5 protein-coding genes and 1 pseudogene are annotated in these 7,556 nt (G+C 50.7%); 5 read left to right on the forward strand and 1 reads right to left on the reverse strand.

The window, feature by feature from the left end; genetic code table 11:
• Positions 1–23 precede the first annotated feature (23 nt).
• Entirely contained in the window at positions 24–728 is a 705-nt protein-coding gene (locus H6F50_RS03235; protein WP_190426290.1) for an OB-fold-containig protein, read from the reverse strand.
• Between the two features lie 609 nt (positions 729–1,337).
• Between H6F50_RS03235 and H6F50_RS03240 the strand changes: the two genes are divergently transcribed.
• The 5 genes and pseudogenes from H6F50_RS03240 to H6F50_RS03260 form a co-directional block, all read left to right on the forward strand.
• The gene (locus tag H6F50_RS03240) at positions 1,338–1,577 is read left to right on the forward strand and encodes a hypothetical protein (RefSeq protein WP_190426293.1); all 240 of its coding nucleotides are present in this window, start codon (positions 1,338–1,340) and stop codon (positions 1,575–1,577) included.
• Between the two features lie 102 nt (positions 1,578–1,679).
• Complete coding sequence (locus tag H6F50_RS03245; RefSeq protein WP_190426296.1) at positions 1,680–4,136, forward strand: endonuclease MutS2; 2,457 nt, start codon at positions 1,680–1,682, stop codon at positions 4,134–4,136.
• A 143-nt stretch (positions 4,137–4,279) separates the two neighbouring features.
• Positions 4,280–4,870: a DUF3038 domain-containing protein gene (locus tag H6F50_RS03250; RefSeq protein WP_190412223.1), complete on the forward strand. Its 591-nt coding sequence runs from the start codon at positions 4,280–4,282 to the stop codon at positions 4,868–4,870.
• Positions 4,871–4,911: 41 nt separating this feature from the next.
• The gene (locus H6F50_RS03255) at positions 4,912–6,543 is read left to right on the forward strand and encodes a DUF4335 domain-containing protein (RefSeq protein ID WP_190426299.1); all 1,632 of its coding nucleotides are present in this window, start codon (positions 4,912–4,914) and stop codon (positions 6,541–6,543) included.
• Between the two features lie 482 nt (positions 6,544–7,025).
• Positions 7,026–7,556, forward strand: a pseudogene (locus H6F50_RS03260) (hypothetical protein); the annotation flags it as partial.

Consider the following 7,556-nt stretch of genomic DNA (forward strand, 5'->3'; position numbering starts at 1 on the left):
GAATCCTATTCTTTATAGATTTCTTACTTGATTTTGGATGCATTTTCTAGCCAATGCTCTTGATCGGGACTATCTTTAGCGACGACTAAATAGTGGTGTTCCAAACGTTCAATGACTAAGACTTTTTCATTGCGACGCGGGAGAACCGTTGCCCAATCAGGTAAAGTGGCGCTGATGGTGACAAGATTTCGCGCTGAATCGATGACATCTACCTGACCAATTTTGCCTCTGTGTTTATGGGGAATAAAGGCAGAACTTACCGTACCGAAACAACCAATTAAGCGATCGCTACTGGCATCTTCCCCAAAGGCAGCAAAGATTTTTCCCAGAGGTCGAGAAATCAACCCCCCTAGAAACAAGCTGATTGCCATTGAACTTAATAACACCACTCCCCCTAACCCAAAAAAACGGTAGGGGATGCCACCTGTGAGGCTACCAACCCAAACATTGAGCATCCAGCCGATGACACCCCATAGGCTAAAGTCAGTTCCTAATAATAGGATTAGCGGCGCTTTGCCAATGCCTAACCATCCCAAAATTTCCAAGGAGTTGAAGCTACCATCCGTGTCGGTGTCTACGTCGATAACATCTACGTCGGTATCTATGTCAGCGTCTATGTCGGCATCTACGTCGGAGTCTCCTCCACCGGAAACAATCACCAATAGGAATAAAAGGACTCCCATCCCTAGAAACATCCAGTAGGGTAGGTTGGCTGAATGAAACAGCATGAATGCCTAGTGTCCTTAATTGAGTTGAGTTGGAAATTCCATCGTTTCAAGACTTACGCAAGAAAGCCCTTAATGAAGAAGTTCGTCTTTGCGCTTCATCGATTAATTAAGCTGACTGCACTTCGATCGTCTCAGAGCGGTATTGGCGATTCAGCTCACTTTTTGGCTCACTTTTTAGCTCAGTCCGCCTGAAGCTGAAACTATAGGTTTCACCAAATGTAAGTTGTAACCAGCCCAATATGGTTCGCTAAGAATAGTTGTCACCTCTTGACTTTTAAGACAATCGCTACGCAAGTTTTGGATTGTTTGCTTTAAGGGAACCGTATTGATGATAAGCCTCGCTCAAACGGCTGTCTTAAAGTTGTACATTGGGCGATCTGAGATAAAACATCACCAGCCTAGCCGCAATTCCTGAAAAACAAAAAAAACGATAACTTTTTTTTAATTTGTATTCTCTATAAAAAGAATTTAGGTGTTAAATCAAAGTAATTTTATAAATAACATCTCCCTAAAGGAAGATTTTAAGAGCAATAAACTTCACTAAAGGGATAGAGGTAGGTAGCCCAAGCCTGTTTTAGGTTGAAACAATTATCTTCATCAGGAACGCAAATGTCTGCATCTACCAACAAGTCAGCGCTGGCTTGCTATTTCACAGTGATGCAAATGCCGATGAGGCAGCGCGACTTGCAAGCACTCACTGAAATATTTGATGATTTTGACACAGAGGAGCTGATGCACTTGGAAGCGATCGCTCCCTTAGAGCCAGCCGGAGTTCTGGAACCTTGGGAGGAAACCGGGTGGGAGACACTTACCGAAAGCCAGTATGAGATGGAAGGTGCCTTTGCGTAAAGAAAGCGGCGCTGGCGGATGTTTGTTCTCGTGCGGTCAGTTAATCAGAGCTTAAAATTAATATAGATAAGCACTTGAATATTTAGATATAGCTTTTAAGCTTTGATTCAATCTGAGACCTTAGAATTACTCGAATGGCCCCGCCTGTGTCAGCATTTGTCTACCTTTGCTGCCACGAAGTTGGGCGCGATCGCTGCCAATCATCTGCAAATCCCAGCGACTCAGCCAGAGAGCCTGCAACTGATCGCCCAAACTCAGGAAATTTACCAGTTGGAGAATCGTCTTTCTCCAGGGTTGAGTTTTGAAGGAATTCAGGACATCGGAGATTCTCTGGAGCGGGCGGAACTTCAGGGAATTTTAGCAGGGGAAGAGTTGTTAGCGATCGCGACCACCTTAGTTGGAGTTAGGCGTCTGCGGCGCGTTATTGACGATCAAGAAGATGTGCCAGTGCTGAAAGAGCTGGTTGCCGATATCCGCACCTATCCAGAATTAGAGCAGGAAATTAACCACTGTATCGATGAGCGGGGAGACGTAGCTGATAGGGCGAGTGCCAAATTGGGCGGGATTCGCATCCAACTGCGGCAGCTACGCGGTCGCATTTATCAGATATTGCAGGGGATCTTGCAGCGCCAAGCCAATGCAGTCCAGGAACAGACGATCAAACAGCGGGGCGATCGCTTCGTGATCCCCGTCAAAGCACCGCAAAAAGACGCCATTCCCGGCATCGTCCACGACACTTCCGGTAGCGGCGCGACGCTATTTATCGAACCGAATGCGATCGTGCAATTGGGAAATCAATTGCGGCAGTTGCGGCGTCAAGAACAAGTGGAAGAAGAAGCCATCCGCCAAGCGTTGACGGTACAAGTGGCAGCCGTGAAACCAGATTTAGAGCAGTTGTTGGCAGTGGCGACGACTTTGGATTTGGCAGCTGCTAGGGCACGATACAGCTATTGGTTAGAAGCGAATCCTCCCAGATTTATCGAACGTACCCCGCCAGAAAAACCGGGGAACCCGGAAGAGGGGTCGGGAGAATCCCCAGCCGAGAATCGAAAATCGAAAATCGAAAATTCCATCACCCTGCGCCAGTTGCGCCATCCTTTATTGGTTTGGCAGCAGCGACACGAAAACGGGGGTGCCGTCGTGCCCGTAGATTTGCTGGTTCAGCCGGAGATTCGGGTCGTAACGATTACCGGGCCGAATACTGGCGGCAAAACCGTCACCCTAAAAACTTTGGGATTAGCCGCACTGATGGCAAAGGTGGGGTTATTTGTCCCGGCGCGGGAGCCGGTAGAATTGCCGTGGTTTGATTTGGTTCTGGCGGATATTGGTGACGAACAATCTTTAGAGCAGAGTTTATCGACTTTTTCTGGGCATATTCGTCGCATCAGCCGAATTACCGAGGGAATGACCCCGAATTCCCTTGTTTTGCTAGATGAAGTGGGAGCGGGAACCGATCCGGCAGAAGGGAGTGCTTTAGCGATCGCGCTTTTACAATATCTGGCAGACCATGCCAATCTCAGCATTGCAACCACTCACTTCGGCGAACTCAAAGCGCTCAAATATGAAGACGAACGCTTTGAAAATGCCTCGGTAGAATTTGACGATCGAACCCTCAGCCCCACTTATCGCCTGTTGTGGGGAATTCCAGGACGTTCTAACGCCCTGACGATTGCGCGACGCTTGGGATTGAAGGGGGAAATTGTCGAACAAGCGCAAACTTATGTGGGTGGTGCTTCAGAAGACATCAACCAAGTGATTGCTGGACTAGAAGCCCAACGGCGCAATCAAGAAACTAAAGCCCAAGAAGCCAGTCAGTTGTTGCAGCAAGCAGAGCGTTTTTATCAGGAGGTGTCGAGAAAAGCCGCCGCTTTGCAGGAACGGGAACAGCAGCTCAAACTGTCCCAGGAACGCGCTGTGCAGGAAGCCCTGATTCAAGCCAAAGGAGAAATCGCCCAAGTCATTCGGCGGTTACAGCAAGGTCCAGCTACCGCTCAAGATGCCCAAAGTGCAACCAACGCCTTGAATGAAATTGCCGAACGTCATCTGTTGCCCTCGCCGCCCCCCAAACCCAAGCCGGGATTTAAACCAAAAACAGGCGATCGCGTCCGGATTCCCCGCCTAGGACAAACCGCCGAAGTGCTGAGCAATCCCGACGCAGAGGGTCAGATGAGCGTGCGATTTGGGTTAATGAAAATGACCGTCTCCCTCGAAGATATCGAATCTTTGGACGGTCAAAAACCCGATCCCATCGCCAAAGCCAAACCGGCGGCGACTCCAAAAGAGCCACCCGCACCTCCCAAACCACAACCCACAATTCGCACCTCCAAAAATACCGTCGATATTCGGGGGAGTCGAGTTCCGGATGCCGAGATGGCATTAGAGAAAGCGATCGCCCAAGCGATGGATGCAGGCTGTTTGTGGATTATCCACGGCAAGGGAACCGGAAGGCTGCGAGACGGGGTTCACGAATTCTTGAAACAGCATCCTCTCATCGAGCGTTTTGAATTAGCTGGCACCCCAGAAGGTGGCACGGGGGTCACAATCGCCTATATTAAGTAGCGAATTACTAATGGCGAATTGTTTAAAAACAGTCAGCCATTCGCCATGAGCGACGACAGGAAACTTACTTAAAACCGCGATAGTCTGGTTTCAAGACTCGTAACGGCGAAGTTATTACCAGTTGCGTCACCTAAGCTAAAAATATGCCCTCCATCGTGAAGACACCAACGACGCCAACCCCCCGCTGGGAGGATTTACCCCTTGCTTCCGCGCCAGATCCCGTACAGTTGGACAATATCAAAGCCCAACTGGATTTAATTTTATTGGCGCTCGAAGCATTGGCAGGCATCGGTTCCGACGCGATACTCCAAGCCGCAGCTCAATTGAATTTAGAGTCAATGGTGGCAGATCGGGTGGCTTTGTGGCGATTGCGCCAGTCTAACCCCATGCGGAAGAGTTCGGGAGGGCGGAAAAAGTTAGATGTGGAGGAAGCGCGATCGCTTGTTTTAATCGTCTGTCACCTTGCCGGACAGCAGCAAGAGCTAATCCGACGTGCCGTTGCCTTGCTCGAACAGCTAGCCGAGCAAAACCGGGAACCCCACGAAGCTTCTTTACTAGGAGATTATCTTGATGCCTTCAGCAACACTTACCAGGAACGCATGGAGGAAGAAGAAAATGTATCGTCCGACGCTTTGAGCCACTTGGCCTTGAAACTTCTGATCGATCTCCTGTTCTACAGTAGCCCCAATGGTCATCGGCGTCTCTGGTTAGCACTTTTGGATCGCGCCCGCTAGCAATTCACACTTAGCAATTAGCAATCCTCTGAATTAGCAAAATGGTTTTGCGACGCTTTACACCCCCCACCTGCACGTTGGAAATCCAGGCGAAAGATTCGCCCCTGTCTCGCTGGGCAGGACAACCCGTGCTGAAGCATCTACGATTTGAGCTAAGCTTTGACGATCCGCGACAGCCAGAAGATCGACGAGTGACGATCCGCGGAAATCGCGCTCAATTAGAAAGCCTTTGCGAAGCTGTTAGCGTTTACGTGCAGGACTTCCTTCAGCAATCCCCGCGATCGCAGCCGGTGGTGCATCAAATGCCCGTAGGCGAGCCGATGATGGCTGCTGCTGCCCCCGCCCAAGCGGCAACCATTCTTTCGCCGCCTGAATCCCCCACTCCTCAAACCTTTGTCCCTTATATACAACCGAGGGGACTTTTGTCCCACGACCTATTTTTGGGGCATTTGGCGACGGAAGAAACGGGACCTGTCGTAACGCTGAGTGCGCTGCAACTGTTCGACTTAGCTACGGCTTTGGATGAATACAATGCTGAATTGGTGGCGTTGCCTCCCCTCAAACGCACCCAGTGGTTGAAAAATCCGCCCATCTGGACCCGGACGGCAGCCATCTTTCTGTTAGGGGTGGGGATAACAGCAGCCACGCTGAAGCTAATGCAGCCTAGTCCCACTATCATCTCCTCTGCACCGGCACCCACACCATTACCCACTACCCCGGCACCAGTGCCCGGTACCGAGGTGTTGCCGGTTCCAATAACGCCGACTCCAACGACGGGAGTGCCGACGCCTCCTCCTTTGTCTTCCCCATCGCCGACACCGACGGGGTCTCCTTCGTCAATTTTGTTATCTCCGGCTCCTGTGACCACGCCGACACCTTTCAGTGCTAGAAGCCCAGGAGTCGTCGTTGTTCCTCGGAATCCGCCTGGAAATTCCAACCCCGTTTTCAGCAATCTGCCCCCGATTCAACAACGTTCTGCCCCAGAGGGAAGAGCCATTTTCCAGCCCCCTCCTCCCAGTAACTTCCCGCCCATCCCCAAACCCCCGGCTGAACAGCCAAAATCGGCGATTCGCAATAATCTCCCGTTCGAGCCGATCCCCAGTAGCGGTGGGGTGAGTGCGCCCCGAATCGGGCAATCAGCTCCTGCTCCTGGTTCCATCGCCTCAAGTTCTGAGGATGCAAACCAGTCTGCATCCCCCAATGCCCCCGGCATTCCTGCCGCGCCTCCCCCGCTTCCCAATCTGCCGTCGCTTGCCAGCCTTCCTGCGGAAAGCTCGGCTGCAAATAACAGCGATCTGAGTCCCGGTGCGACTCGCGGCAGCGTTGCCCCACCGGCAGCGAAACGCGGCAGCGAATCTGGAAGCGATCGCGCCCAGAATGACCGGCTATTTGACACGATTCCTCAAGTCGCACAAGTGCGGGACTATTTCCAACAGCAATGGAAACCGCCCGCCGATCTGACACAGCCGCTGCAATACTATCTCCGGCTGAATCCGGATGGCTCCATCGAGCGCATTCGCCCCCTAGGAGAACTGTCAGTCAAGTATATTGACCGTACCGGGATGCCAGTACCAGGGAAACCGTTTGTTTCTCCCATCGAAGGCGAGCGCAACGCCCACATCCGGGTAGTTCTTGGCCCCGATGGCAAAGTGGAAACGTTTCAGGAACCTTAAGTGGGTTGTCGATCGAGAAAAATAGAATTCTTGAGAAACCGGGTTTTAAAAAACCCGGTTTTTTTGTTTTCTAGCAAATTAATCTAGCAGTTCTCGATGAGAGGCAGTAGGGTTTGACCCCACCCCTGCCCCTCCCTGTTCACGGGGAGGGCTTCAATACAATACTTCTCGGTTAACTCCCCCAACTTCTCTCCTACGTTAGCGTTCGCGTAGCGGCGCTCTCTTCGCGTTATCCGAGAAGTATTGAAATTCAATATTCTCCCCTCTCCGTTTACGGAGAGGGGCTGGGGGTGAGGTTCCTATATTGCAAGTGCGAACCGCTCTATATAAATTTGCTGACATAGCAGGAGATTTCTAAAGCCTAAAAATTCAAGCTATAGTTCGTATTTTTCTGAATTTTTGGCGTTTGCGCCCAAAAAAAACCGATTTTTAGGTGGCAGTGTAGAGGGGAATTAAGCAACAATAAATCCATCTATTGATAGATGAATCGCCCTATGAGAGAAGAACGTCTCGAAGCCTATCTCAATCTGATCCAAGTGCTACTCAGTTCCTCTAGTGGCGAGGAAATGGAGATTTTGCAGACGAATCAAGCGCTCATTGATGCCGGGTTAGTGCAGACAATGGAAGCCGTAGCCGCAATGCTGGCAGAACGGGGCGATGGAGAAGCGGCGGAGTGGTTGCGGAATGTTGCAGCGCCAATGGTTACAGAAATGGGTAACTCATCATCGACACCCACTGTCGTTAAGAGGATTCCTGAATCGCCTCTGCAATTCTTAACGGAGGTATTACAAGCAACCGCTGATAGCAATGGCGATCGCAAAGTAGTGTATCCGCTGTTACAAGCAAATCTCGATCAACTGGATGAGAAACTGGCTGAGATACTGCACGATTGGGCAATGATAATTCTGCCGCAAGTTGAACCCCAAGAAGCAAAATTTATTGGGGCGACAATCGGCGGATTCAGCAACCTGATGGCGCAATTTCCCCTAGGAGACAAGGAGAAAAACTTAGAA

This window comes from Coleofasciculus sp. FACHB-712, from assembly GCF_014695635.1.
In the GTDB taxonomy this organism is placed as follows: domain Bacteria; phylum Cyanobacteriota; class Cyanobacteriia; order Cyanobacteriales; family FACHB-T130; genus FACHB-T130.

Excerpts from the sequence above, each read along its gene's own strand:
- H6F50_RS03235 (WP_190426290.1), bottom strand. The coding sequence starts at position 728 with ATGCTGTTTCATTCAGCCAACCTACCCTACTGGATGTTTCTAGGGATG.
- H6F50_RS03240 (WP_190426293.1), top strand. The coding sequence starts at position 1,338 with ATGTCTGCATCTACCAACAAGTCAGCGCTGGCTTGCTATTTCACAGTG.
- H6F50_RS03250 (WP_190412223.1), top strand. The coding sequence starts at position 4,280 with ATGCCCTCCATCGTGAAGACACCAACGACGCCAACCCCCCGCTGGGAG.
- H6F50_RS03255 (WP_190426299.1), top strand. The coding sequence starts at position 4,912 with ATGGTTTTGCGACGCTTTACACCCCCCACCTGCACGTTGGAAATCCAG.